This window comes from Pseudomonas fluorescens, from assembly GCF_902497855.1.
Classification (GTDB): Bacteria; Pseudomonadota; Gammaproteobacteria; order Pseudomonadales; family Pseudomonadaceae; genus Aquipseudomonas; species Aquipseudomonas fluorescens_BI.
Genome location: NZ_CABVHU010000012.1, coordinates 172,626 through 195,997, shown reverse-complemented (window position 1 = coordinate 195,997; position 23,372 = coordinate 172,626). Strand labels below are relative to the sequence as shown.

General features: G+C 62.1%; 21 protein-coding genes. 17 read left to right on the top strand and 4 right to left on the bottom strand.

Features of this window, described 5'->3' with window-relative positions:
- Window positions 1–19: 19 nt before the first annotated feature.
- Complete coding sequence (locus F8N96_RS23345) at window positions 20–1,018, top strand: LysR family transcriptional regulator (protein WP_150799818.1); 999 nt, start codon at window positions 20–22, stop codon at window positions 1,016–1,018.
- 66 nt (window positions 1,019–1,084) lie between these two features.
- Here the strand turns inward: F8N96_RS23345 and F8N96_RS23340 are convergent, their stop codons facing one another.
- Complete coding sequence (locus F8N96_RS23340) at window positions 1,085–1,492, bottom strand: PA2817 family protein (protein ID WP_150799817.1); 408 nt, start codon at window positions 1,490–1,492, stop codon at window positions 1,085–1,087.
- A 74-nt stretch (window positions 1,493–1,566) separates the two neighbouring features.
- Window positions 1,567–4,014: an acyl-CoA dehydrogenase gene (locus tag F8N96_RS23335; protein WP_150799816.1), complete on the bottom strand. Its 2,448-nt coding sequence runs from the start codon at window positions 4,012–4,014 to the stop codon at window positions 1,567–1,569.
- A 249-nt stretch (window positions 4,015–4,263) separates the two neighbouring features.
- Between F8N96_RS23335 and F8N96_RS23330 the strand changes: the two genes are divergently transcribed.
- The 4 genes from F8N96_RS23330 (at window position 4,264) to F8N96_RS23315 (ending at window position 7,432) form a co-directional block, all read left to right on the top strand.
- Window positions 4,264–4,923 (top strand): transglutaminase-like domain-containing protein, encoded by a 660-nt coding sequence (locus F8N96_RS23330; RefSeq protein ID WP_150799815.1) that lies wholly within the window; start codon window positions 4,264–4,266, stop codon window positions 4,921–4,923.
- A 43-nt stretch (window positions 4,924–4,966) separates the two neighbouring features.
- Window positions 4,967–5,590 carry a glutathione S-transferase family protein gene (locus F8N96_RS23325; protein ID WP_150799814.1) on the top strand — a complete coding sequence of 208 codons (624 nt, stop codon included), beginning with the start codon at window positions 4,967–4,969 and terminating at the stop codon, window positions 5,588–5,590.
- Between the two features lie 133 nt (window positions 5,591–5,723).
- Window positions 5,724–6,656 carry an ABC transporter ATP-binding protein gene (locus F8N96_RS23320; RefSeq protein ID WP_150799813.1) on the top strand — a complete coding sequence of 311 codons (933 nt, stop codon included), beginning with the start codon at window positions 5,724–5,726 and terminating at the stop codon, window positions 6,654–6,656.
- Window positions 6,653–7,432, top strand: a complete 780-nt coding sequence (locus F8N96_RS23315; protein WP_129437484.1) for an ABC transporter permease — start codon at window positions 6,653–6,655, stop codon at window positions 7,430–7,432. The genes F8N96_RS23320 and F8N96_RS23315 overlap by 4 nt, the downstream gene beginning before the upstream one ends.
- Before the next feature lie 108 nt (window positions 7,433–7,540).
- Here the strand turns inward: F8N96_RS23315 and F8N96_RS23310 are convergent, their stop codons facing one another.
- On the bottom strand, window positions 7,541–8,059 hold the full coding sequence (locus tag F8N96_RS23310; protein ID WP_150799812.1) for a DUF2062 domain-containing protein: 519 nt from the start codon (window positions 8,057–8,059) through the stop codon (window positions 7,541–7,543).
- Window positions 8,060–8,195: 136 nt separating this feature from the next.
- On the opposite strand from F8N96_RS23310, the gene F8N96_RS23305 reads away from it, so the two are divergent.
- The 12 genes from F8N96_RS23305 to F8N96_RS23250 all read left to right on the top strand — a co-directional run bounded on the left by F8N96_RS23305 (window position 8,196) and on the right by F8N96_RS23250 (window position 19,652).
- Window positions 8,196–10,418, top strand: coding sequence for a DNA internalization-related competence protein ComEC/Rec2 (locus F8N96_RS23305; protein ID WP_150799811.1), 2,223 nt, complete (start codon window positions 8,196–8,198; stop codon window positions 10,416–10,418).
- Window positions 10,419–10,515: 97 nt separating this feature from the next.
- Window positions 10,516–11,154 carry a MotA/TolQ/ExbB proton channel family protein gene (locus tag F8N96_RS23300; protein WP_191627561.1) on the top strand — a complete coding sequence of 213 codons (639 nt, stop codon included), beginning with the start codon at window positions 10,516–10,518 and terminating at the stop codon, window positions 11,152–11,154.
- A complete protein-coding gene (locus F8N96_RS23295) occupies window positions 11,151–11,582 on the top strand; it encodes an ExbD/TolR family protein (protein WP_150765707.1) in 432 nt (143 codons plus the stop codon). Before F8N96_RS23300 ends, F8N96_RS23295 begins: the two co-directional genes overlap by 4 nt.
- Window positions 11,582–12,592 (top strand): tetraacyldisaccharide 4'-kinase, encoded by a 1,011-nt coding sequence (lpxK, locus tag F8N96_RS23290; protein ID WP_150799810.1) that lies wholly within the window; start codon window positions 11,582–11,584, stop codon window positions 12,590–12,592. The genes F8N96_RS23295 and lpxK overlap by 1 nt, the downstream gene beginning before the upstream one ends.
- Window positions 12,593–12,617: 25 nt before the next feature.
- Window positions 12,618–12,803 (top strand): Trm112 family protein, encoded by a 186-nt coding sequence (locus F8N96_RS23285; protein WP_007945752.1) that lies wholly within the window; start codon window positions 12,618–12,620, stop codon window positions 12,801–12,803.
- Entirely contained in the window at window positions 12,800–13,564 is a 765-nt protein-coding gene (gene kdsB, locus F8N96_RS23280) for a 3-deoxy-manno-octulosonate cytidylyltransferase (RefSeq protein ID WP_150799809.1), read from the top strand. The genes F8N96_RS23285 and kdsB overlap by 4 nt, the downstream gene beginning before the upstream one ends.
- Complete coding sequence (locus F8N96_RS23275) at window positions 13,564–14,028, top strand: low molecular weight protein-tyrosine-phosphatase (RefSeq protein WP_150799808.1); 465 nt, start codon at window positions 13,564–13,566, stop codon at window positions 14,026–14,028. Before kdsB ends, F8N96_RS23275 begins: the two co-directional genes overlap by 1 nt.
- Entirely contained in the window at window positions 14,025–15,044 is a 1,020-nt protein-coding gene (murB, locus tag F8N96_RS23270) for a UDP-N-acetylmuramate dehydrogenase (protein ID WP_150799807.1), read from the top strand. Before F8N96_RS23275 ends, murB begins: the two co-directional genes overlap by 4 nt.
- A gap of 246 nt (window positions 15,045–15,290) precedes the next feature.
- Window positions 15,291–15,761, top strand: coding sequence for a (2Fe-2S)-binding protein (locus F8N96_RS23265; RefSeq protein ID WP_150799806.1), 471 nt, complete (start codon window positions 15,291–15,293; stop codon window positions 15,759–15,761).
- Window positions 15,758–18,079, top strand: a complete 2,322-nt coding sequence (locus tag F8N96_RS23260; RefSeq protein WP_150799805.1) for a xanthine dehydrogenase family protein molybdopterin-binding subunit — start codon at window positions 15,758–15,760, stop codon at window positions 18,077–18,079. Before F8N96_RS23265 ends, F8N96_RS23260 begins: the two co-directional genes overlap by 4 nt.
- Window positions 18,079–19,062, top strand: a complete 984-nt coding sequence (locus tag F8N96_RS23255; protein WP_150799804.1) for an XdhC family protein — start codon at window positions 18,079–18,081, stop codon at window positions 19,060–19,062. Before F8N96_RS23260 ends, F8N96_RS23255 begins: the two co-directional genes overlap by 1 nt.
- Complete coding sequence (locus F8N96_RS23250; RefSeq protein WP_150799803.1) at window positions 19,059–19,652, top strand: NTP transferase domain-containing protein; 594 nt, start codon at window positions 19,059–19,061, stop codon at window positions 19,650–19,652. Before F8N96_RS23255 ends, F8N96_RS23250 begins: the two co-directional genes overlap by 4 nt.
- Before the next feature lie 185 nt (window positions 19,653–19,837).
- On the opposite strand, the gene rne is transcribed toward F8N96_RS23250, so the two are convergent.
- On the bottom strand, window positions 19,838–23,113 hold the full coding sequence (gene rne, locus F8N96_RS23245) for a ribonuclease E (RefSeq protein WP_150799802.1): 3,276 nt from the start codon (window positions 23,111–23,113) through the stop codon (window positions 19,838–19,840).
- Window positions 23,114–23,372: the final 259 nt, after the last annotated feature.

Sequence of the window (23,372 nt, the reverse complement as noted above, 5' to 3'; positions counted from 1 at the left end):
ATCAAAGGACTGTTGCGCTGTGAGCATAAATCTTCCGCTGCCACTGCTGGGTGAAATGGCGATTTTCGTCAAGGTGGTCGAAACCGGCAGTTTCTCCGAGGCCGCGCGCCAGCTGGGTTCCTCACCCTCTGCAATCAGTCGCAGCATTTCGCGTCTGGAGAAGGCGCTCGCCACCCGTCTGCTGCAACGCACCACCCGTAAACTGCGCCTGAGCGACGGTGGCGAGGAAGTGTTCAAGCGCTGCCAGGAAATGGTCAGCGCGGCCAAGTCGGTGATGGAAATCAGCGGCCAGTTCACCCATGAAGCGGAAGGGTTGGTGCGCGTCAGCGTGCCTAAAGCGGTGGGGCGGTTCGTGATTCATCCGCATATGCCGGAATTTTTGCGGCGTTACCCCAAAGTCGATGTGGAGTTGTTGCTCGAAGACCGTCAGGTGGACTTGATCGACGACAACGTCGACCTGGCGATTCGCATTACCGATCGGCCACCTGCCGGTCTGGTGGGACGGCAACTGCTGACCATCGACCATTTGCTCTGCGCAACGCCGCAGTACCTGGCCGAACACGGTACGCCGACCCATCCCCACGACCTGCTCAATCACAGCTGCATCTACCTGGGTGAAACCCCGAGCGATGCGCGGTGGAAATTCAAGAAAGGCTCCAAGGCTGTGACCGTCGGTGTACGTGGGCGGTATGCGGCCAATCACACCGGTGTGCGACTGGGCGCGGTGTTGCAGCACATAGGGATTGGCAGCCTGCCGTATTTCACTGCGCGTTATGCGCTGGAGCAAGGGCTCATCGTGCAGGTGTTGCCGGACTGGACTTTCCTGGCGTCCTACCACGGCGGCGCCTGGCTGCTGCATTCGCCGACCCGCTATCTGCCGCCCAAGCTTCGGGTGTTGATCGATTATCTGGTGGAGTGCCTGGAGAAGGAGCCGACCCTGAGTAAGCCGGGCAAGCCAGGGGCGTCGGCCAAAGACGCGGCGCAATATGAGTTGCCCGAAAGTGATGGGTTCTTTTAAAACAAGCAGCTAATAAAAAAGGCCCGCATGAATCACCATGCGGGCCTTTTGATTGCTGACCGTGGATCAGTGCTTGCTGTCGTCGTTCGACATCGCCAGCAGCTGTTTTTCCTGGTTCCAGTCGAAGGGTTCGTCGTTCTGCTCGGCTTCGAAGCGACGCTCTTCCAGTGCCTGGTACAGGCCGATTTCATCGTCGGGCATGTAGTGCAGGCAGTCACCGGCGAAGTACCACAGCAGGTCGCGCGGGACCAGGTGGGCGATTTGTGGATAGCGGGTGATCACCTGGCACAGAATGTCCTGGCCCAGGTATTGGCTTTCGATCGGATCGACCGGCAGCAACGCGCGCAGTTCGTCAAAGCGCTCCAGGAACAAGGCATGGCTTTCTTCGGGCACCTGATCGGCCTCACCTACGGCGACCAGGATGCTGCGCAGGTGGTCGAGCAAAACGAGATGATCGGCAACGATGTTGGACACGAGATAAGTCCTCAAGAGCAAAACGGGCGCGGGAGTATAAAGCGCCCGCGCCCTTTTTTACATGGTGGACGGGATCAGCGGACCTTTCCTTTGGTCAGCGCCAGCTCCTCTTTGTCGAAATCATCGACATCGATCACCTTGCGCCGCGCTGCTTCGACATCACGCAGGGTTTGCGCCTCCACGGGCTGCAACACGCCGGCTTCCAGCGCTGCATCGATGACATGTTCGCCGACCTCCGGTTTGACCTGGCCGCTTTTGAGGGCCACATGCAGTTTTTTCTGCACGGGCTGCGCCGCGTTCAACAGGTTGCAGGCGTGTTGCAGCGCGCCGACGGCGTCATCGGCCGATTGCGGACGGTAGCAACCGCCGAGCAATTCTTCGAGGGCAGGATCGCCCTTGGCCCGGCCAATCACCGCCGCGACTTCTGCGCCGAGCTTGTCCGAGGGGCCTTTGTGACGACGACCAAGCGGGAATACGATTGCCCGCAGCAGACAACCCAGCACCTTGTTCGGGAAGTTGCTCAGCAGTTCATCGAGTGCGCGCTCGGACTGCCCCAGGCTTTCTTCCATGGCCCAGGTAAACAATGGGGCCATATGGTCCGGTGAGTCGAGGTCGTGGTAACGCTTGAGTGCGGCGGAGGCGAGGTACATGTTGCTGAGTACGTCCCCCAGACGCGCCGACAAGCGTTCGCGGCGTTTCAGTTCACCGCCCAGCAGCATCATGCTCAGGTCGGCGAGCATGGCGAACGCAGCGGCCTGGCGATTGAGGGCACGGAAGTAACCCTGGCTGAGCGTATTGCCCGGCGCGTGTTCGAAATGCCCCAGGCCGAGGTTCAGCACCAGGGTGCTGGCGGCGTTGCCCACGGCAAAACCGATGTGCTTGAGCAGCAGGCCATCGAACTCGGTGAGTGCCTGGTCCTTGTCTTCGCGGCCGGCGAGGGCCATTTCCTTGAGCACGAAAGGATGGCAGCGAATCGCGCCCTGGCCGAAGATCATCAGGTTGCGCGAGAGAATGTTCGCGCCTTCCACGGTGATGAAGATCGGCGCGCCATTCCAGCTGCGCCCCAGGTAGTTGTTCGGCCCCATGATGATCGCCTTGCCGCCGTGCACGTCCATGGCGTGGCTGATGCACTCGCGACCGCGTTCGGTGAGGTGGTACTTGAGAATCGCCGACAGCACCGACGGTTTCTCGCCCAGGTCTACTGCGTTGGCAGTCAGCATTCGCGCGGCGTCCATCATCCAGGCATTGCCACCGATGCGCGCCATGGCTTCCTGGATGCCTTCGAAAGCCGCCAGCGGAACGTTGAACTGCTCACGAATCTGCGCATATTGGCCCGTCACCAGGCTGGTGAATTTGGCCGCGCCGGTACCGACCGCAGGCAGGGAAATCGAACGCCCGACCGACAGGCAGTTCATCAGCATCATCCAGCCTTTACCGAGCATTTCCTGGCCGCCGATAAGGAAGTCCAGGGGAATGAACACATCCTTGCCCGAGTTCGGGCCGTTCATGAACGAAGCGCCCAGGGGCAGGTGGCGGCGGCCGATCTCGACGCCGGCGGTATCGGTGGGGACCAGCGCCAGGCTGATGCCCAGGTCTTCTTCGTCCCCCAGCAGGTGATCCGGGTCGTAGGCCTTGAACGCCAGGCCGAGCAAGGTGGCTACAGGGCCCAGCGTGATGTAGCGTTTTTCCCAGTTCAGGCGCAGGCCGAGGGTTTCCTGGCCTTCCCATTGCCCTTTGCAGATCACCCCGGTGTCGGGCATCGCGCCTGCGTCGGAACCGGCCAGAGGACCGGTCAAGGCGAAACAGGGGATGTCGTCACCCCGCGCCAGTCGTGGCAGGTAGTGGTTGCGTTGTTCATCGGTGCCGTAATGCAGCAACAGTTCGGCCGGGCCGAGGGAGTTGGGGACCATCACCGTGGAGGCGAGGTCGCCGCTGTGGGTCGCCAGTTTCATTGCCACTTGCGAGTGGGCATAGGCGGAAAACCCTTTGCCGCCGAACTCCTTGGGAATGATCAGGGCGAAGAAGCCGTTTTCCTTGATGTGGGCCCAGGCTTCTGGCGGCAGGTCCATGTCTTGCCCGATCTGCCAGTCGCTGACCATGGCGCAGAGTGCTTCGGTCGGGCCGTCGATAAAGGCCTGTTCTTCTTCGCTCAGTTGCGCTTTGGGGTAGGACAGCAGTTTGTCCCAGTCCGGACGACCGCTGAACAGCTCGCCGTCCCACCACACCGTGCCGGCGTCGATGGCGTCGCGTTCGGTTGGCGACATCGGCGGCAGGGTTTTCTGGAACCAGTTGAACATCGGCGCACTGAAGTATTTGCGACGCAGGTCGGGCAGCAATAGCGGGGCCGCGGTGGCCGCAAGCAACACCCAGAAAATCAGCAGCAGCCAACCCGGTGCACGGCTGAAAATACCCATCGCCAACAGGTAGACAGCCACGATACCCATGGCGGGCAGCGGGGCGATGCGCCGGTGAGCCAAATAAGCGATCCCGACAACCAGAACCAGTATCCACAACAGCAGCATATTTAATCCTCCGTGAAACCAGGGCAAAACCAGCCTTCAGAGCTTAGACGGCATCCGTAAAACAAGGTGGTCAGAGCGATGTGATTGAAATCGTGGGAAACCGTGATGAATTTTGTAGGACTGATGGGCGACAGGCCGTCAAAAATCATGCATGGAGCGAGCGACAATGCGCTTAAGTTTGGCCGAAACGTCGTTATCTCTGTGCTGAACCTGTCGCTAGACTCGTGGCTTCCCCAGGAGAGTGTTCTCATGCACGAGTATCTGAGCCCCGGCCGCTTCATCGATAGTGACCATCCGTCGGTGGTGGAGTTCGCCGAAAAACATCGAGGCAGCAGTCGCGACCCGCTCGAGCAGGCGATCAATCTCTATTACGCGGTGCGCGAGGCCGTGCGCTACAACCCTTACACCTTCAGTCGCGACCCGCAGACCTTGCGTGGCAGTCATGCACTGGCAGCCGGGATGAGTTACTGCGTGCCCAAAGCCACGCTGCTGGCCGGATGCGCGCGGCATTGCTCGATCCCCGCACGCATCGGCCTGGCGGATGTGCGCAACCATTTATCGACGCCACGCCTGCTCGAATTGCTCAAGAGCGACGTGTTCGCCATGCACGGTTATACCGAACTGTACCTGAACGGAAGCTGGGTCAAAGCCACCCCGGCGTTCAACCAGGACTTGTGCGAACTGTTCAATGTCGAACCCTTGGAATTCGACGGCATCCACGACAGCGTATTCCATCCGTTCAATCGCGACGGAGCGCAATTGATGGAGTACCTGATCGATCACGGCCAATTCCCCGACGTGCCTGAAACGTTCTTTTTCGAGCACCTGGAAAAGTGCTACCCGCATCTGTTCAGCGAGCCACTGCCGGTGTTGTTGGGTGATATGCAGAGCGATTTGAGTCGCGCCTGATCCGGCGTATGCTGCCTGCGCATTCATCCATAAAGAGGCGGTCATGCTGAAGATCTGGGGTCGGAAAAATTCGTCGAATGTCAGGAAACCTTTGTGGGCTGCCGAGGAGCTGGGCCTGGCCTATGAAGCGATCGATGCCGGCGGCGCCTTTGGTGTAGTCGATACGCCGCAGTACCGCGCGATGAATCCCAATGGTCGCGTGCCGGTGATTGAAGACGACGGTTTCGTGCTGTGGGAATCCAACACCATCGTGCGTTACCTGATGGCCCTGCATGCCAACGGCACGGCCTGGTACCCGGAGAATCCCCAGGCCCGCGCCGCTGCCGAGAAGTGGATGGACTGGACCACTTCAAGTTTTGCCGGCCCGTTCCGCACGGTGTTCTGGGGTGTATTGCGCACGCCGGCAGACAAGCAGGACTGGCCCGCCATCAAGGCGGCGATCAAGGAATGTGACGATCTGCTGTCGATGGCCGATCAAGTGCTGGCGACCCAACCGTACCTGTCGGGCAACGACATCGGCATGGGCGACATTCCCCTCGGCAGTTTCATTTATGCCTGGTTCGAGATGCCGATCGAGCGCGCGCCACAGCCTCATGTCGAAGCCTGGTACGCACGACTGAAGCAGCGTCCGGCCTATCAGAAAGCCGTCATGACCGCGTTGACTTAATACTCACTATCGACACACTTGACTGTACTTGTGAGACGGCGACAAGCACCATTGTGTCCACGCGCTGCGGTTGCATTGCTCGCCGTCCGCCCTTATTTGTTCCTTTCTTCCCTTCTTGGTGCGTAAATCCGATATGAGTTCCGCTCTGTCCATCCGGCAGCTAACCAAAACCTACGGCAACGGTTTCCAGGCCTTGAGTGGTATCGATCTGGACGTCGCCGAAGGTGATTTTTTCGCCTTGCTCGGCCCTAACGGCGCCGGCAAATCCACGACCATCGGCATTCTCTCGACCCTGGTGAACAAGACCAGCGGAACGGTGAATATCTTCGGCAACGACCTGGACAAGAATCCTGCGCAGCTCAAGCGCTCCATCGGCGTGGTGCCGCAGGAATTCAACTTCAACCAGTTCGAAAAGACCTTCGACATCGTCGTGACCCAGGCCGGTTACTACGGGATCCCGCCAAAAATCGCCAAGGAGCGGGCCGAGCAATACCTGACCCAGCTCGGCCTGTGGGACAAGCGCGATGTGCCATCGCGTTCGCTGTCCGGCGGCATGAAGCGGCGGCTGATGATCGCCCGGGCGCTGGTCCACGAACCACGCCTGCTGATCCTCGACGAACCAACGGCGGGTGTGGATATCGAACTGCGTCGCTCGATGTGGACGTTCCTTACCGAGCTGAACAAGAAAGGCATCACCATCATCCTCACCACCCACTACCTGGAAGAGGCTGAGCAGTTGTGCCGCAACATCGGCATCATCGACCACGGCACCATCGTCGAGAACACCAGCATGAAGCAGTTGCTCGGCCAACTGCATGTTGAAACCTTCTTGCTAGACATGAAAAACGATCTGAAAGTGGCGCCGCAGTTACTCGGTTACGCCACCAAATTGCTCGACAGTCACACCCTGGAAGTCCAGGTGGACAAGGCCATGGGCATCACCGCGCTGTTTACTCAGCTTGCTCAACAGAACATCGAAGTGCTGAGCCTGCGTAACAAAACCAATCGCCTCGAGGAGTTGTTCGTGTCCCTGGTGGAGAAAAATCTGTCGAAGGTGGCGGTATGAGTTCCGAGCTGCAACCCAATCTCGTTGCCCTCAATACCATCGTCTACCGCGAGGTCAAACGCTTTACCCGGATCTGGCCGCAGACCTTGCTGCCGCCGGCCATCACCATGGTTCTGTACTTCGTGATCTTCGGCAATCTGATTGGTCGGCAGATCGGCGACATGGGTGGCTTCACTTACATGGAGTACATCGTGCCGGGACTGATCATGATGTCGGTGATCACCAACTCCTACGGCAATGTGGTCTCGAGTTTCTTCGGCAGCAAGTTCCAGCGTTCCATCGAGGAATTGATGGTGTCGCCGGTGTCGCCGCATACGATTCTGATCGGCTACACCCTGGGTGGCGTGCTGCGTGGGTTGATGGTCGGGGTCATCGTGACGCTGCTGTCGCTGTTCTTCACCCAGCTACAGGTGCATCACCTGGGGGTGACCATTCTGGTGGTGGTGCTGACGGCGACGATCTTTTCACTGCTGGGCTTCATCAACGCGGTGTTTGCGCGCAACTTCGATGATATCTCGATCATTCCGACCTTCGTGCTGACACCGCTGACGTACCTGGGCGGGGTGTTCTACTCGATCAGCCTGCTGCCGCCGTTCTGGCAGACCGTGTCCCTGGCCAACCCGGTGCTGCACATGGTCAACGCCTTCCGTTACGGGATCCTGGGCGTTTCGGATATCCGGATCAGCGTGGCGATTACCTTCATGCTGGTGGCGACTGTGGTGTTGTACATCGGTTGTGCGCGGTTGCTGGTGAGTGGTCGCGGGATGCGTACCTGACGAGCGACCGCGTCGTCTGGTTCGCGGGCAAGCCTCGCTCCTACAGCGAAGGCGTCAGCCCAGGCACCACAAAAAAACGGCCTCCCCAAAAAGGAGGCCGTTTTGCATTCACTGCATCCGCTTTTTCTTGCGCCGCGCCCATTGCCGCCCCACCCACCAGCGCCAATACATCATCACCAGGCAATAAGCCAAGCCACCGAGTACCAGCCCCACCACCACCGATCCCAGCAGGAACGGTTGCCACAACGTCGAGAGTTGGCCGCTGATCCACTCCCAGGTCAATTCATCCGGCAAATGCCGGGCAGGGACATCCATCAACCAGGCACCGGTCTGGTACGTACAGAAGAACACGGCCGGCATGGTGATCGGGTTGGTCAGCCAGACCAGGCTGACGGCGATCGGCATGTTGCCGCGCACCATGATGGCGAGGATGGCGGCCACCAGCATTTGCAAGGGGATCGGCAGAAAAGCCGCGAACAGACCCACGGCCATGGCCCGGGCGACGGAGTGTCGGTTGAGGTGCCAGAGGTTTGGATCATGCAGCAGCGTGCCGAGAAAGCGTAAGGACTTGTGTTCCCTGATGCTCGTCGGGTCTGGCATGTAACGTTTGAATAAGCGCCGGGGCATAAGGCTTCTCGGTCGGTTAAGGCGGCAAGTATGTCTGGATTCCATGAACCGCCCATTCAGACTTTGTGACAATTGATAACCACAGTCGTGCGATAAGCCGGCTATGCCTAGGGCTGGAACTCTCAAGGACGGGCTTATGCGCATAGGGATGACGGCGCTGGCGCTGGGTTTGCTGGCCCTGCGTTTTTTACCTGTACTACCGCCGGTCTGGTTTTGGCTGGCGTTGCCGGTCGCGGCTTTGATGATGCTGCCGTTTCGGACGTATCCATTGGCCTTTTTTCTGTTCGGCTTCAGTTGGGCGTGTGCGAATGCGCAGTGGGCGCTGGATGATCGCCTGCCTGTCAATCTGGATGGCGAAACCCGCTGGGTTGAAGGGCGGGTGGTGGGATTGCCCCAGAACGGTGAGGCGGTGGTGCGTTTCGAATTGGCAGACGCCCGCTCGCGACGCGAGACTGTTCCGCCATTGTTGCGCCTGGCCTGGTACGGCGGGCCGCCAGTCAACAGCGGCGAACACTGGCGACTGGCGGTGAAACTCAAACGTCCTGCCGGGCTACTCAATCCCCATGCCTTCGATTACGACGCCTGGCTGCTGGCGCAACGCATCGGCGCCACCGGGACGGTCAAGGATGGCGTGCGCCTGAAGGAAGCCCGATGGGCCTGGCGCGACGGCATCCGCCAACGCTTGCAGGCCGTGGATGCCCAAGGCCGAACGGGGGCGCTGACGGCCTTGGTGCTGGGGGATGGCGCCGGGCTCAGTCGCGAGGATTGGCAAGTGTTGCAAGACACCGGCACCGTGCATTTGCTGGTGATATCCGGGCAGCACATCGGCTTGCTGGCGGGGCTGGTGTACGTGCTGATCGCCGGCCTGGCCCGTTATGGCCTGTGGCCGGGCCGTTTGCCCTGGCTGCCATGGGCCTGCGGCCTGGCGTTCGCCGCAGCGCTCGGTTATGGCTTGCTGGCCGGCTTCGACGTGCCCGTGCGGCGGGCCTGCTTGATGATCGGCCTGGTGCTGTTGTGGCGACTGCGTTTTCGTCACCTTGGTGCCTGGTGGCCGTTGCTGCTGGCGCTCAACGGCGTTCTGCTGCTGGACCCGCTGGCGAGTCTGCAACCGGGTTTCTGGTTGTCCTTCGCGGCGGTGGCCGTGTTGATCTTCATTTTCGGCGGCCGCCTGGGGCCCTGGCGCTGGTGGCACGCCTGGACTCGCGCCCAGTGGCTGATCGCGATCGGGCTGGGCCCGTTGTTGCTGGTACTGGGCTTGCCGATCAGTCTCAGCGGGCCGCTGGTCAATCTGCTGGCCGTGCCCTGGATCAGTCTGGTGGTGCTGCCGCCAGCCTTGTTGGGGACGTTGCTGTTGCCCATCCCTTTGGTGGGCGAAGGGTTGCTGTGGGTGGCGGGTGGCTTGATCGATCTGTTGTTCAGAGGCCTTGCACTGATGGCCGGGCGTTTCCCTGCGTGGGTGCCGGCGGCGGTGCCGTGGTGGATAGGGGCCTTGGGCGCACTGGGTGCGTTGCTGCTGTTGATGCCTCGTGGGGTACCTCTTCGCCTGCTGGGTTGGCCGCTGCTGCTGTTGCTGGTGTTTCCACCGCGGCAACTGTTGCCGGAGGGCACGGCTGAAATCTGGCAACTGGACGTCGGCCAAGGGCTGGCCATCCTGGTGCGTACACGTCATCACACGCTGCTGTACGACGCCGGGCCACGTTTTGGTGATAACGACCTCGGCGAGCGTGTGGTACTGCCGACGCTGCGCAAACTGGGCGTGAGCGCCCTCGATCTGATGCTGATCAGCCACGCCCATGCCGATCACGCCGGCGGGGCGCAGGCTGTCGCCAAAGGGTTGCCGGTGATGCGCGTACTCAGTGGCGAACCCTTGGAGTTGCCTGCCGAGCTACAAGCCGAGGCCTGCGAGAGCGGTCGGCAATGGACCTGGGATGACGTGCAGTTCACGCTGTGGCAATGGGCCGCAGCCCGGGAGAGCAATCCAAAATCCTGCGTGTTGCAGATCGAAGCCAACGGCGAGCGGCTGCTGTTGACCGGTGACATCGACACAGCGGCCGAGCGAGCCCTGCTCGGCAGTGCCCTGGCGGTGACCACCGATTGGTTGCAGTCACCCCATCACGGCAGTCGCAGTTCATCTTCGCCGGCGCTGCTTGCCGCGCTGCAACCCGCGGCGGCATTGATTTCCCGTGGTCAGGGCAATGCCTTCGGCCATCCCCATCCCACGGTAGTGGCGCGCTATAAACAGCGAGGCATGGCGATTCATGACAGCGCCGAACAGGGTGCCATCCGTCTGCAACTGGGACAATTCAAGCCGGCCTGGACAATGCGTCAGGAACGGCGTTTCTGGCGGCCTGCACCTTGATCGCGATTGAACGAAGCCCACCGGAGGCGATATCCCGGCCTTCGGTGCGCCCACCCCCTATGTTAGAGTGGCGCACTTTTTCGAGGGGACTGTCACTGTGTGGGAATTGGTCAAATCCGGCGGCTGGATGATGCTGCCGATCATTCTGAGTTCCATCGCGGCCATGGCAATCGTTGCCGAACGTCTCTGGACCCTGCGCGCCAGCCGTGTGACCCCGGAGCATTTGCTCGGGCAGGTCTGGGTCTGGATCAAGGACAAGCAACTCAATAAAGAGAAGCTCAAGGAACTGCGCGCCAACTCGCCGTTGGGCGAGATCCTGGCGGCGGGCCTGGCCAACTCCAAACATGGTCGCGAGATCATGAAAGAGTGCATCGAAGAGGCCGCCGCCCGGGTCATTCATGACCTCGAACGCTACATCAACGCCCTGGGCACCATCGCCGCCATGGCCCCGTTACTGGGCTTGCTCGGTACTGTGCTGGGCATGATCGACATTTTCAGTGCGTTCATGGGCTCGGGCATGGGCACCAACGCTGCGGTGCTGGCCGGCGGTATTTCCAAAGCGCTGATCACCACCGCCGCGGGCCTGATGGTCGGCATTCCCGCCGTGTTCTTCCACCGCTTCCTGCAACGCCGGATCGATGAGCTGGTGGTGGGCATGGAGCAGGAAGCGATCAAGCTGGTCGAGGTTGTGCAAGGTGATCGTGACGTTGACCTGTCCGAGGGCAAAAAAGCGTGAAATTCCGCCGCAAGCAACGGGAGAATGTGGACATCAACCTCGCGTCGCTGATCGACGTGGTGTTTATCCTGCTGCTGTTTTTCGTCGTGACCACCACCTTCACCCGTGAAACCCAGTTACGCGTCGATCTGCCGGAAGCGGTCAGCGGTGCGCCTGCCGAAGATCAGCAGGTCAAGCACCTGGACGTTGCCATCAGTGCCGAAGGGGTGTTCTCGCTGAACAACCAGGTGCTGCCGAAGAATGACCTGGCGACCCTGATGGATGCGCTGCAGAAAGAGTCCAGCGGTGACACCACTCTGCCGCTGTCCATCAGCGCCGACGGCAAGACCCAGCACCAGGCCGTCATCACCGCCATGGACGCCGCCGGTAAACTCGGCTTCAGTCACCTGCGCATGACCACTGTCGAGGCGGCGCCGCCCGCGCCCTGATGGCCATGTCCGATCGCTTGCTCGCCGCGTGGTACCAGGGTCATCCGGCCTTGAAGCTGTTGCAGCCGCTGGAGTGGCTGTACCGGCGCGTGGTCGACAACAAGCGCAAGCGCTTCCTGGCGGGTGAGGGCGAGATCTATCAGCCGCCGGTGCCATTGATCGTGGTCGGTAACATCACCGTCGGCGGCACCGGCAAGACGCCGTTGATACTATGGATGATCCAGCACTGTCAGCGTAGCGGTTTGCGGGTGGGCGTGGTCAGTCGCGGATACGGCGCCAAACCGCCGCACCTGCCGTGGCGGGTCGAAGCCGAGCAGGGCGCCGAAATCGCCGGGGATGAGCCTTTGTTGATCGTCCAGCGCACCGGCGTGCCGTTGATGATCGATCCGGACCGCAGCCGCGCGGTCAAAGCCTTGCTGGCGAGTGAACCGCTGGACCTGATCCTGTCCGATGACGGCCTGCAGCATTATCGCCTGGCCCGCGACCTGGAACTGGTGCTGATCGACGCCGCCCGTGGCCTTGGCAATAGACGCTGCCTGCCGGCCGGGCCGTTGCGCGAGCCGGCCGAGCGCCTGCAAAGCGTCGACGCGGTGCTCTACAACGGCGCCACGACCGACCGCGACGGCGGTTTTTCCTTCCAGCTACGGCCCACCGCGCTGGTCAACCTGCAAAGCGGCGAACGACGTCCCCTCGACCACTTTGCCGCCGGCCAGGCCTTGCACGCGGTGGCCGGGATCGGCAATCCGCAACGTTTCTTCACGACCCTCGAAACGCTACACTGGCAGCCAGTCCCCCATGCGTTTGCCGACCACGCCGACTACAGCGTCCAGGCCTTGAACTTCACCCCGTCGTTGCCGTTGGTGATGACTGAAAAGGACGCGGTGAAGTGCCGTGCCTTCGCCGCCGCCGATTGGTGGTACCTGGCGGTCGATGCTGCGCCATCACCGGCCTTCGTGGCCTGGTTCGATACGCAGCTGATGCGCCTGTTGCCGGCTCGACTTTTGCCTTGAAACCGACTTTATCCAGGGAATGCACATGGACACCAAATTGCTCGATATCCTCGCTTGCCCGGTCTGCAAAGGCCCACTCAAGCTCAGTGCCGACAAGACCGAGCTGATCAGCAAGGGCGCCGGCCTGGCCTACCCGATTCGCGACGGCATTCCGGTGATGCTCGAAACCGAAGCCCGCACCCTGACCACCGACGAGCGCCTGGATAAATGACCACAGCCTTTACCGTTGTCATCCCGTCGCGTTACGCCTCGACCCGTTTGCCGGGCAAACCGCTGCTGCTGATCGCCGGCAAGCCGATGATCCAGCACGTCTGGGAACAGGCCAGCAAGAGCAGCGCCGAGCGCGTGGTGGTGGCCACTGACGATGCGCGCATCGTCGAGGCTTGCCAGGGGTTTGGCGCCGAAGTGGTACTGACCCGTGAAGACCACAATTCCGGCACCGATCGCCTGGCCGAGGTCGCGGCGAAACTGGGCCTGGCGCCCGACGCGATCGTGGTCAACGTCCAGGGTGACGAACCGCTGATCCCGCCGAGCGTGATCGATCAGGTCGCCGCCAACCTGGCCGCCCACACCGAAGCGCGCATGGCCACCCTGGCCGAGCCGATCGAGGATGTGCAAACCCTGTTCAACCCCAACGTGGTCAAGGTCGTCAGCGACCTCAACGGCCTGGCGCTGACCTTCAGTCGTGCCACCTTGCCTTGGGCCCGGGATGCCTTCGCCAAGAACCGCGAGCAACTGCCGGAAGGCGTACCGTATCGCCGTCATATCGGCATCTATGCCTACCGCGCCGGTTTCCTGCATGACTTCGTCAGCTGGGGCCCGTGCTGGCTGGAAAACACCGAATCCCTGGAACAGCTGCGGGCCCTGTGGCACGGCGTGCGGATTCACGTCGCCGATGCGCTGATCGCACCACCCACCGGCGTCGACACCGTTGAAGACCTCGAGCGCGTTCGTCGCCTGTTGGAGGCCTGATGCGGGTCCTGTTCGTCTGTCTGGGCAATATCTGCCGTTCGCCCACGGCGGAAGGGGTGCTGCGGCATAAGCTGCGCGAAGCAGGGCTGGCCGATCACATCGAAGTCGCCTCCGCCGGCACCGGTGACTGGCACGTCGGCAAGGCGCCGGACAAGCGCAGCCAGGCCGCGGCCAGGCTGCGCGGCTACGACCTGTCCGCGCAACGCGCCCAGCAAGTCACCCGTGCCGATTTCGCCGCCTACGACCTGATCCTGGCGATGGATAACAGCAACCTGCGCAACCTCAAGGCCCTGCAACCGACCAAGGGCAAGGCCGAGCTGGACCTGTTCCTGCGTCGCTACGAGTCGGAAATCGACGAAGTCCCCGATCCGTATTACGACGGCGACCAGGGCTTTGAGCAGGTGCTCGACTTGATCGAGCGCGCCAGTGATCGGCTGGTGATCGAATTGAAGGGGCGGTTATGAGTTTGCAGGTACTGCCCCAGGTGTCGCTCAAACCGTTCAATACCTTCGGGGTGGACGTCCAGGCCCGGTTGTTCGCCGAGGCCCACAGCGATGCCGACGTGCGCGAAGCCCTGGCCTATGCGGCGCAACATCAGGTGCCCTTGCTGGTGATCGGCGGCGGCAGCAACCTGCTGCTGACCGCCGATATCCAGGCGTTGGTGCTGCGCATGGCCACCCGCGGGATTCGCCTCCTGAGCGAAGCCGGTGGCAAGGTCGTGATCGAAGCCGAGGCCGGCGAGCCTTGGCATCCTTTTGTGCAACACACCCTGGCCCTGGGGTTGTCGGGGCTGGAGAACCTCAGCCTGATTCCCGGCACCGTCGGCGCGGCACCGATGCAAAACATTGGCGCCTACGGCGTGGAAATCAAGGACGTGTTCGCCGGCCTGACCGCGCTGGATCGCCAGACCGGTAACCTGCGGGACTTCACCCTGGAAGAATGCAACTTCGCCTACCGCGACAGTCTGTTCAAGCAGGAGCCGGGACGCTGGTTGATCCTGCGGGTTCGTTTCCTCCTCGACCGCGCCGCGCACCTGCATCTGGAATACGGCCCGGTGCGGCAGCGCCTGACCGAGCAGGGCATCGATCACCCCACGGCCACCGATGTCAGCCAGGCCATTTGCAGCATCCGCAACGAAAAACTGCCGGACCCGGCGGTGCTCGGCAATGCCGGCAGTTTCTTCAAGAACCCCTTGGTGCCCGCCGCACTCGTGGCGCAGTTGAAGGGTGAATTCCCGGACCTGGTGGCCTACGCGCAACCCGACGGGCAAATGAAGCTGGCGGCGGGCTGGCTGATCGAGCGCGCGGGATGGAAAGGTTTCCGCGAGGCCGACGCCGGCGTGCATAAGCTGCAGGCGCTGGTGCTGGTCAACTACGGCAACGCCACCGGCCTGCAATTGCTGCATCTGGCGCAGCGCATCCAGAAAGACATTTCTGAACGTTTCCACGTTGACCTGGAAATGGAGCCCAATCGTTATTGAAGCTAAGCTTTAGTGGATGATTCCAAAGCCCTGCACACCTTCAACTGTGCAGGGCTTTTTTGTTAATGCTGGGTTAACTTAGCCACCTAACGATGCAACTCTTTGCTGCACCAAAGGCCCGATGCAGACCCTGCCGTCTGCATAAGAGAGCCCATTAGCCTGAGTCGATCTGTGTGATGCCAACCGCCATCCTCATGGCGGCAGATTGCTCGACCCCATAACCTCCAGAAATATGCGGGCGTGCCCATGATTACCCTGAAGCTCAATGGTCAAGACCATCAACTCGACGTCACCGAGGATATGCCGCTGCTCTGGGCGATCCGCGATGTGGCCGGTTACAACGGCACCAAATTCGGCTGCGGCATGGGCCTGTGCGGCGCCTGCACCATTCATATCGAAGGCGCTCCGGCGCGCAGTTGCATCACGCCGATCGGCTCGGTGGCCGGCCAGAACGTCACCACCATCGAAAACCTGCACGTCGACCCGGTCGGGCAGGTCGTCCAGCAAGCCTGGCTCGACACCGCCGTGGCGCAGTGCGGTTACTGCCAGGGCGGGCAGATCATGTCCGCCACCGCCTTGCTCAAGACCCACCCGAACCCCAGTGATGAACAGATCGAAGAGGCGATGGTCGGCAACATTTGTCGTTGCGGCACTTACAACCGCATCAAGACTGCCATCCGCCAGGCATCCACTCACCTGAAGGAGGCCAAGGCATGAGCCGGTTACCCAATGATTTCGCCCTGAGCAACCTCAGTCGCCGTGGTTTTCTCAAAGGTGTCGGTGCCACCAGCGCCCTGGTGCTGGTGGCCAGCTGGGGCTGGCAGGACGCGTTCGCTGCCGGGGAACAGAAGAAATTCGGTGCCGACGGCATGCCCCACGGCTGGATCGATGACCCGAAGGTGTACATCAGTATCGCTGATGACGGCACGGTGACCGTGGTCTGCAACCGCTCGGAAATGGGCCAGGGAGTGCGCACCAGCCTGACCATGGTGGTGGCCGATGAGCTGGAAGCGGACTGGGCGATGATGAAGGTGCAACAGGCGCCGGGGGACGAAGTACGCTTCGGCAACCAGGACACCGACGGTTCGCGCAGCATGCGCCACTGGTACGAGCCGATGCGTCGCTGCGGTGCGGCCGCACGGACCATGCTCGAACAGGCCGCCGCGCAGCAGTGGAAAGTGCCGGTCAGCGAGTGCCGGGCGCAATTGCATAAAGTCATCCACCAGCCGACCGGTCGCGAACTGGGTTACGGCGCCCTGGCCGCCGCTGCCGGCGCGCTGGCGGTGCCGGCCCGCGACAGTCTGCGGCTCAAGCAACCGTCGGAATTTCGCTACATCGGCAAGGAAGGCAGCAAGGCGATCGACGGTGACGACATCGTCAACGGTCGCGCGGTCTACGGCGCCGATGTGCATTTCGAGGGCATGCTCTACGCGACCATTGCCCGACCTGCGGTGTATGGCGGCAAGGTCAAATCCTTCGACGCCAGCGCGGCGATGAAAGTCCCCGGGGTGATCAAGGTCATTCAGATCGAAGATCGGCCGCTGCCGCTGGAGTTTCAACCGCTGGGCGGCGTGGCGGTGGTCGCCAGCAATACCTGGGCGGCGATCAAGGGCCGCGATGCGTTGAAAATCGAGTGGGACGACGGTCCTCATGCCAGTTACGACTCGATCGCCTACCGCAAGGAACTGGAAGCCGCATCCCTCAAGCCCGGCAAAGTGGTGCGCAATACCGGTAACATCGAGGAGGCCATGGGCAACGCCGACAGTACCCTGGAAGCGTCCTACTACCTGCCGCACCTCACGCAGGCACCGATGGAACCGATGGTCGCCATCGCGCGCTTCAAGGACGGCCTGTGCGAAGCCTGGGCACCGAGCCAGGCGCCGCAAGTCAGCCGCGAGCGCATCGGCGAACGCCTGGGCATTCCCTTCGAAAAGGTTACCTTCAACGTGACGTTGTTGGGCGGCGGTTTCGGTCGCAAGTCCAAACCGGACTTCATCATCGAAGCGGCCATTCTCGCCAAGGAGTTCCCGGGCAAGGCGGTGCGGGTGCAATGGACCCGTGAAGACGACATCCATTGTTCCTATTTTCACACGGTCTCGGCCGAATACCTGAAGGCGAGCCTGAGCAAGGACGGCCTGCCGTCCGCCTGGCTGCACCGCACCGTAGCGCCGAGCATCACTGCACTCTTCGCGCCGGGGATGAATCACGAAGCGGCCTTCGAGTTGGGCATGGGGTTCACCAACATGGCGTATGCGATCCCCAACGTGCGCCTGGAAAACCCTGAAGCGGCGATCCATACCCGGGTCGGCTGGTACCGCTCGGTGTCGAACATCCCCCACGGCTTTGCAATCCAGAGCTTTGTCGATGAGCTGGCGCACAAGGCCGGGCAGGACCCGCTCAAGTACCAGATCAAATTGCTCGGTCCGGATCGGCAGATCGATCCGCGCACACTGAGTGAAGAGTGGAACTACGGCGAATCGCCCGAGCGTTATCCGATCGACACCGGGCGGATGCGCACGGTGCTGGAAACCGCGGCCAAAGCCGCCGGTTGGGGCCGTGAAATGCCCAAGGGCCGAGGCCTGGGGCTGGCGGTGCATTACAGCTTCGTCACCTACGTGGCCGCGGTGATCGAGGTCGAAGTCAAAGACGACGGCACCTTGATCGTGCACAAGGCTGACATCGCCGTGGATTGCGGTCCGCAGATCAATCCGGAACGGATCCGCGCGCAGTTCGAAGGCGCCTGCGTGATGGGCCTGGGCAACGCGGTGCTGGGCGAGATCAGCTTCAAGGATGGCAAGGTCCAGCAGGACAACTTCCATATGTACGAAGTGGCGCGCATGTCCCTGGCACCCAAGGAAGTCGCGGTGCATCTGGTGACGCCGCCGGGCGATGTGCCGTTGGGCGGTGTCGGCGAACCGGGCGTGCCGCCGATTGCGCCGGCGCTGTGCAACGCGATCTTCGCCGCTACCGGCAAACGCATCCGCGATCTGCCGGTGCGTTACCAGTTGCAGGATTGGCAGAAGGCTCGGGCCTGATGGACAGCGTCGATCTGAACGTACTGCGCAGTGTGTTGCAGTGGCGTCGCGCCGGTCAGCGGGTGGTGTTGTACAGCGTGGTCCAGACCTGGGGCACCGCGCCCCGGGCCCCTGGCGCCATGCTGGCCTTGCGTGAAGACGGGGTGGTGATCGGCTCGGTGTCGGGAGGCTGTGTCGAAGACGATCTGATCGCCCGGCTGCACGATGGGCGGATTCCGGCCGATGGGCCGCCGGTGCAGCTGATCACCTACGGCGTCACCCGTGAGGAGGCCGCGCGATTCGGCTTGCCCTGCGGCGGCACCTTGCGGCTGACCGAGGAGCGAGTCGGTGACCCGGCCTGGGTTGCCGAGCTGTTGACACGTTGCGAGGCCCACGACATCGTGGCGCGGGCGCTGGATATAGAGACCGGTGCAGTGGTTTTGCAACCGGCCAGCAAGACCGACGCGCTGACGTTCGATGGCAAGACCTTGCGCGCCATCTACGGGCCGCGCTGGCGGTTGTTGCTGATCGGTGCGGGGCAATTGTCCCGGTATGTCGCCGAAATGGCGCGGCTGCTGGATTTCGAAGTGCTGATCTGCGATCCACGCACCGAGTTCGTCTACGGCTGGGAAGAACAGCACGGGCGCTTCGTGTCGGGTATGCCGGATGAAGCAGTGCTGAACATCCAGACCGACGAACGCACCGCCATCGTTGCCCTGACCCACGACCCTCGACTGGACGACATGGCGTTGCTCACCGCCCTGGACTCCAGGGCTTTTTATGTCGGTGCATTGGGTTCCCGGGTCAACAGCCGCAAGCGCCGGGACAACCTGGCTCAGCTAGGCTTGTCAGATCAGGCCATCGGGCGGCTGCATGGCCCGATCGGCTTGCACATCGGCAGCCATACCCCGGCGGAAATCGCCTTGTCGCTGCTGGCCGAAATTGTCGCGATCAAGAACGGTATCGAGCTGAAGCAGAAGAAGCCGTTGCAGGAGGAAGTATGATTGAACCCATCGGCGTGATTGTGCTGGCGGCGGGGCGGGGCAGCCGTTTCCGCGAGGTGGCGGGTGACGAAAAGGACAAGTTGTTGGCGGACTGTACCGGGCGTGATGGCGCTGTTCATTCGGTGATCGAGCAGGTGCTGGTGAATTTGCCCGCCCGCCTGGAAAAGCGCGTCCTGGTGACGACCGTCGACCGCCCGCAAGTGATTCGCATGGCCAAGGCTTATGGTTGCGAGATTGTACTGGTCGAGTCGACCGGCATGGGTGACAGCATTGCGGCCGGGGTGGCGGCGTGTTCGCAGCTCGCTGGATGGTTGATTGTGTTGGGGGATATGCCGTTTATTCTGCCTTCGAGCATCGAACAGGTGCTGGACGGGATTGCCGATGACGCTGTCAGTGTGCCGGTGCAGGACGGTGAGTACGGGCATCCGGTGGGTTTCGGGCGCACGCTCGGGCCGGGGTTGATGGCGTTATCGGGCGATCATGGGGCCAAGCCATTGTTTGCGCAGGCGCGGGTGGTTGAAGTCGCGGTGGACGATCCCGGGGTGTTGTGGGATGTGGATGTGCCTGAGGCGTTGGTCTTTGCCTTATAGACCGCTTTCGCTGGCAAGCCAGCTCCTACAGAGGGTGTGTCGTTCACCTGACCGGAATACGACGCAAACCCTGTAGGAGCTGGCTTGCCAGCGAAGAACGATAATACGGTTTGCCTGCATGACAACGGACATAAAAAAAGCCCCGCCTGGATTCACCAGGCGGGGCTTTTCAATGGCCGATGGAATCAGGCGAGGGGTTTAGTCTCGTGCTCTTTTTCCTGGGCTTGCTCGCGTTGCTCTACTGCTTCCTGAACGGAGCGTGGCGCTTCGTCGATCGCGGAGTCAACCGGCTCGGCAGCGACTTCGGCAGCCGGGGCAGGAGCTGCCTCGACCACTTCAGCAACAACCGGTGCCGCCTCGACCACTGCCGGTGCAGCAGCGGCCGCCAGTTCGGCTTCCTTCTGCAGACGCTCGGCTTCACGCTTGCGACGACGCACTTCACGTGGGTCGTTCGGCGCACGGCCGCTTGGCGTCAGGGCGCTGACAGGCGCCGCTTCGACTTCAGGTTCCGCCACTTCGGCGACAACCGGCGCTGGCGCTTCGACTGCCGGTGCAGCTTCCACCACCGGTGCAGGTTCGGCAGCTGCCACCACTGGCTCGGAAACCATGGCTTCAGCTTCTGGGGCTTCGGCGGCAGTTGGCTCGGCAACCCAATTGAAGGCGGTCTGCTCTTCGCGAACTTCACGAACGGTTTCGGTCACGGTTTCGGCGACTGTTTCAGCTGCCGGCTCTGCAGCCACGGTTGGCGCTTCGGCGACGACTGCCGGCTCAGCCACAGCTTCAACTTCAGGCTGGGCTTCAGGCGTCGGCGCGACTTCGATTTCCGGGGACGCGGTGACTTCGACCGGCGTGGTCGCTTCAACGACTGGCGCCTCCACTGGAGCTGTGTCCAGGTTGGCGGCAGTGGCGCGTTCGGCTTGCTCGTTGGCCTGGGCCTCGGCTGGAGCGCTGATCACGCTGCTGGCAACGGCTGCGGTAACCGCCAGGCCGGCGGCCAGATCGGCAGCGCTTGGCGCTTCGCGGGTTTCGCTGGCTTCGCCTTCGGCGGACTCGGACTCATCCGACCCTTCGATCACGTTGCCATTGGCATCGCGTTGACGCTCGCGGCGGTTGCTGCGACGACGCTGGCCACGGGAGCGGCGGCGTGGACGATCGCCTTCGGCGCCTTCCTGACCGTCTTCCGACAGTTGCTCTTCGTTACCGGTCAGCTCTTCTTCGGCAACGGCGGCAGCCGCTGGTTCGGCACGTGGTTGACGTTCTTCACGCGGCGGGCGTGGAGCACGTTCTTCCCGTGGCGGACGGGCTGGACGTTCTTCGGCGGTAGCGGTAGCGGCAGCGGCGGCAGCCGGAGCCGGAGCGATGGCATCCAGCGGCTCACGCAGTTCACGAACCCGCTCTTCACGTTCGCCACGGGGCTTGCGATCTTCGCGAGGAGCACGGGGTGCGCGTTCTTCACCGCGCGGTGCACGTTCTTCACGAGGGGCACGTGGAGCGCGTTCTTCGCGAGCGACTACTGGCGTGGTGGTCTCTTCACGGGCTTCGCGTGGTTGACGCTCTTCGCGTGGCTCACGGGGTGCGCGCTCTTCACGCGGTGCACGTTCTTCGCGAGGCTTGCGTTCTTCGTCGCGGCGACCGTTACGGTTGCGGCTTTGCTGACGACCGTTGCGACGCTCTTCGTTACGGGCCGGACGCTCGGTGGTCGCTGGCTTCTCAACCACAACCGGAGCAGCTGGCTCTTGCTTGGTCGCGAACAGGCTGACCAGCGACTTCACCAGGCCTTTGAACAGGCTGGGCTCTGGCGCGGCGACCGGTGCGGCAACGGGGGCGGCAGCGACGACTTCGGCTGGAACCGGAGCGTTGGCGCGGACCGGTGCAGTCTTCACCGCGGCTTCCTGGCGAACCAGGGTGCGGGTCGCGGCGGCAGGCTGGACTTCTTCGACTTCGGCAGCGGCAGCAGCGATTTCGTAGCTGGACTGGCCGACTGCGGCTTCCGGGCTATCATCGCGCAGACGCTGAACTTCGAAGTGCGGCGTTTCGAGGTGATCGTTCGGCAGGATGACGATGCGGGCACGGGTGCGCAGTTCGATCTTGGTGATCGAGTTGCGTTTTTCGTTGAGCAGGAACGCGGCGACCGGGATCGGCACTTGGGCGCGAACTTCGGCGGTGCGGTCTTTCAGGGCTTCTTCTTCGATCAGGCGCAGGATCGCCAGCGACAGCGATTCGACGTCACGGATGATGCCGGTGCCGTTGCAGCGCGGGCAGACGATGCCGCTGCTTTCGCCCAGGGATGGACGCAGGCGCTGACGGGACATTTCCAGCAGGCCGAAGCGCGAGATGCGACCGACTTGCACGCGAGCACGGTCGGCTTCCAGGCATTCGCGGACTTTCTCTTCCACGGCGCGCTGGTTCTTGGCCGGGGTCATGTCGATGAAGTCGATGACGATCAGGCCGCCGATGTCGCGCAGGCGCAACTGACGGGCGATTTCTTCGGCGGCTTCAAGGTTGGTCTGCAGCGCGGTTTCTTCGATGTCGCTGCCTTTGGTGGCGCGCGCCGAGTTGATGTCGATGGACACCAGGGCTTCGGTCGGATCGATGACGATGGAGCCGCCGGAAGGCAGTTCGACGACGCGCTGGAAGGCGGTCTCGATCTGGCTTTCGATCTGGAAGCGGTTGAACAGCGGCACGCTGTCTTCGTACAGCTTGATCTTGCTGGCGTACTGCGGCATCACCTGGCGGATGAAGGTCAGGGCTTCGTCCTGGGCTTCAACGCTGTCGATCAGCACTTCGCCGATGTCCTGGCGCAGGTAATCGCGGATGGCGCGGATGATCACGTTGCTTTCCTGGTAGATCAGGAACGGCGCGGAACGATCCAGCGAAGCTTCTTTGATGGCGGTCCAGAGTTGCAGCAGGTAATCGAGGTCCCACTGCATTTCTTCGCTGCTGCGGCCCAGGCCGGCAGTGCGCACGATCAGGCCCATGTCGGCTGGCGCAACCAGGCCGTTCAGGGCTTCACGCAGTTCGTTGCGCTCTTCACCTTCGATGCGACGGGAGATACCGCCGGCACGCGGGTTGTTCGGCATCAGCACCAGGTAACGACCGGCCAGGCTGATGAAGGTGGTCAGGGCGGCGCCCTTGTTGCCACGTTCTTCTTTTTCGACCTGAACGATGACTTCCTGGCCTTCGCTCAGGACGTCCTTGATGTTGACGCGGCCTTCGGGGGCTTTTTTGAAGTATTCGCGGGAGATTTCTTTGAGGGGCAGGAAGCCATGGCGCTCAGAGCCGAAATCGACAAAGGCAGCCTCGAGGCTTGGTTCGATGCGAGTAATCCGGCCTTTATAGATGTTGGCCTTTTTCTGCTCGCGTGCACCGGATTCGATGTCCAGGTCGTAGAGGCGCTGGCCATCTACCAGTGCAACACGCAACTCTTCGGGTTGGGTTGCGTTAATCAGCATTCTTTTCATGTAGTACCGTCGGTTTCCGGGCTGCCGGAAACGGCGTTCGGCACACACGACTTCTCACGGTCGGTGTCAGGTGCGTCGGGAATGGTTGGCCATTCCCGTGTCCAGCGAAGTCCGGCCAATGTGGGCCTTCATCGCGACGTACGCGTCCTGCTTGCTGTGGCTACTTAAGCACTCAGTCAGGAGGAGGAATCAACCGGCGGCTGTGGACGAGATGAAGCGTCTTGATAAAGCCTAGTGCTACACAGTCCAGCGGTTGTGC

Coding starts and splice junctions, on each gene's coding strand:
- F8N96_RS23260 (WP_150799805.1), top strand. CDS start 15,758: ATGAGCCGGTTACCCAATGATTTCGCCCTGAGCAACCTCAGTCGCCGT.
- F8N96_RS23325 (WP_150799814.1), top strand. CDS start 4,967: ATGCTGAAGATCTGGGGTCGGAAAAATTCGTCGAATGTCAGGAAACCT.
- rne (WP_150799802.1), bottom strand. CDS start 23,113: ATGAAAAGAATGCTGATTAACGCAACCCAACCCGAAGAGTTGCGTGTT.
- F8N96_RS23310 (WP_150799812.1), bottom strand. CDS start 8,059: ATGCCCCGGCGCTTATTCAAACGTTACATGCCAGACCCGACGAGCATC.
- F8N96_RS23335 (WP_150799816.1), bottom strand. CDS start 4,014: ATGCTGCTGTTGTGGATACTGGTTCTGGTTGTCGGGATCGCTTATTTG.
- F8N96_RS23305 (WP_150799811.1), top strand. CDS start 8,196: ATGCGCATAGGGATGACGGCGCTGGCGCTGGGTTTGCTGGCCCTGCGT.
- murB (WP_150799807.1), top strand. CDS start 14,025: ATGAGTTTGCAGGTACTGCCCCAGGTGTCGCTCAAACCGTTCAATACC.
- kdsB (WP_150799809.1), top strand. CDS start 12,800: ATGACCACAGCCTTTACCGTTGTCATCCCGTCGCGTTACGCCTCGACC.
- F8N96_RS23330 (WP_150799815.1), top strand. CDS start 4,264: ATGCACGAGTATCTGAGCCCCGGCCGCTTCATCGATAGTGACCATCCG.
- F8N96_RS23250 (WP_150799803.1), top strand. CDS start 19,059: ATGATTGAACCCATCGGCGTGATTGTGCTGGCGGCGGGGCGGGGCAGC.
- F8N96_RS23265 (WP_150799806.1), top strand. CDS start 15,291: ATGATTACCCTGAAGCTCAATGGTCAAGACCATCAACTCGACGTCACC.
- F8N96_RS23285 (WP_007945752.1), top strand. CDS start 12,618: ATGGACACCAAATTGCTCGATATCCTCGCTTGCCCGGTCTGCAAAGGC.
- F8N96_RS23315 (WP_129437484.1), top strand. CDS start 6,653: ATGAGTTCCGAGCTGCAACCCAATCTCGTTGCCCTCAATACCATCGTC.
- F8N96_RS23275 (WP_150799808.1), top strand. CDS start 13,564: ATGCGGGTCCTGTTCGTCTGTCTGGGCAATATCTGCCGTTCGCCCACG.
- F8N96_RS23320 (WP_150799813.1), top strand. CDS start 5,724: ATGAGTTCCGCTCTGTCCATCCGGCAGCTAACCAAAACCTACGGCAAC.
- lpxK (WP_150799810.1), top strand. CDS start 11,582: ATGGCCATGTCCGATCGCTTGCTCGCCGCGTGGTACCAGGGTCATCCG.
- F8N96_RS23255 (WP_150799804.1), top strand. CDS start 18,079: ATGGACAGCGTCGATCTGAACGTACTGCGCAGTGTGTTGCAGTGGCGT.